The following is a 270-nucleotide window of genomic DNA, read 5'->3' as shown; positions in this document are numbered from 1 at the left end:
CCCGGTCGGTGAACGAGGAATCACGTACGAAATGTTCGGATTCGACTTCATGGCCGCATTAACCAAGTCCGATATATAGAAGTTGGTCATCAGCAGCCCCGGACGCTTCGAGAACAATGTCTGGATAGCCTGCTCTACACTCTGCTGAACTTGTAGCAAGTTGGCGCTGTTGAATGCATATACGTCAAGCGCCACATTGCGGGCAATTGCGATCGGGTCCTGCCATATGAAGTACGTGCTGTACATCGTGACTTTCTGACAGTAGTTCAG

1 protein-coding gene is annotated in these 270 nt (G+C 50.4%); it reads right to left on the bottom strand.

All coding sequences use genetic code 11. From position 1 onward, the window contains the following. Nucleotides 1-270, bottom strand: a 270-nt coding sequence (locus AC1RPG_RS08790; RefSeq protein WP_481762604.1) for a hypothetical protein, incomplete at both ends; no start/stop codon positions are given.

It is taken from the genome of Dellaglioa sp. CoH-57-MRSF-18 (genome assembly GCF_056781995.1).
Note: the sequence above shows the minus strand (reverse complement) of the source record. Positions and strands in the feature narration are given on the sequence as shown.